Below are 1,413 nucleotides of genomic sequence, written 5' to 3'. Positions count from 1 at the left end.
AGCTTGGGATTTATCCTCGCCAAGCTTGGTGTTCCTTGATCGAATCGGCGCGTTTCACTGTCTTGCCGACGTCGTGGCGGGTGGCCCGGTTCTTGTTCTTCGAGCCGGGAGGCCGTCCCGGGCCCGGCTTGGACGGTTTCGGTACTGCTGCTGGGCGAGCGGTGGTCGGGCGGATGTTGCGAAACCCCCGTCGCACCCGGGCGGGGGTGAGGCGGCGGGACTCGGCGGGCCGTTCCCAGGGGCGACGGAGGTCCTCGGCCAGCGGCCGGGCGAGTCGAAGCTGGGTGTGGACGACGATGATGAGCCAGGTCCACAGGTCGGCGCTGTCGGCGTGGCGGATCTTCGGAGCCGTCCAGCCGAGGGTCTGTTTCATGAGCCTGAAGGTGTGTTCCAGGTCGAAGCGGCGGAGGAACGACTGCCACCAGCGGTCCGCGTCCGCGCCAGTGGCGTCGGTGGCCGAGCACCACAGCCAGACGGGCTTCGGGGCACGGTCGCCCGGTAGCCGATCGACCTTCAGCCGGACCAACGTGCCGTGCAGGATGGGCAGTTCTTCCTTGGCGTGGTCCAGCCAGGGGCCGCGGTGGGTGAGTCTGGGGTGCATCCGGTCCCACGCGATTGCCTCGGCTTTCCCGTATCGGGTGGTGTCCGTGACCGTGGCGACGTCGGGTTGGTGCCAACTGTCGGGCTTGGAGAAGGTGAGGACGCCGCCGTGACGGCGGGGTCGGCCGCCCCTCGGGGTGGAGCGTGCGGGGCCCGCGTCGCGGAGCATGACGCGGTCCGATCGCAGGCGTCCGACCAGCACGACCGGAAGGTCCGCGAGGTCGTGGGAGAGGTAGGCGACGTCGTAGCCGGAGTCCATCATGATCAGGATGTCCGGATCGCCCGGCTGCCAGTGCCCGGCCTGTGCCAACCGCTCGACGACATCGCGCAGTTGGGCGGCGGTGACAGCGGTAGCGTCGTCGGCCGGCCCGAGACGCACGGCGTCCAGCAGCGCAACCCAGGAGGTGCGGCCTGTCTCCAGGGCGGCGACGAAGGAGTACGGCCAGCCGGGAACCAACTGGTCCGTCCTTCGGTCGCCTCGTCCGTAGACATGGCAGAAGAGCCGGTCGTCGCTGGTGGGGGCGTCGGGGCGGAGCCAGTTGCTCACGTCGACGGCCAGCACGATCCGGCCGTCGGCTGCCTTCGGCAGCGGCAGGGCGGCCAGCGCGCAACGCAGCCGGGCCGGCTCCAGCCAGCCCCGGTCCAGTGCGGCGTACAGTGCACCGTGACCGCGCCGGTGCTCGGCAGTGAGCGACAGCTCGACCAGGGTCCGCACCGGCCCGTCGGTGCACAGCACTGCGTCGGTGAGCTCGAACAGTGCGTCCGAGCGGGCGTAGAGGCATTCGTAGAACTCGACCCGAAAGCGCGACAACA

General features: G+C 69.9%; 1 protein-coding gene. It reads right to left on the bottom strand.

Annotated features, from left to right (window positions below; translation table 11 throughout):
* Positions 1-10: 10 nt before the first annotated feature.
* Positions 11-1,411: an NF041680 family putative transposase gene (locus ABT014_RS34490; RefSeq protein ID WP_350643814.1), complete on the bottom strand. Its 1,401-nt coding sequence runs from the start codon at positions 1,409-1,411 to the stop codon at positions 11-13.
* Positions 1,412-1,413 lie beyond the last annotated feature (2 nt).

Origin of the sequence: Kitasatospora sp. NPDC094015 (assembly GCF_040304075.1) — a bacterium.
Lineage (GTDB): Bacteria > Actinomycetota > Actinomycetes > Streptomycetales > Streptomycetaceae > Kitasatospora.
This window is presented reverse-complemented; position numbering and strand designations above follow the sequence as displayed.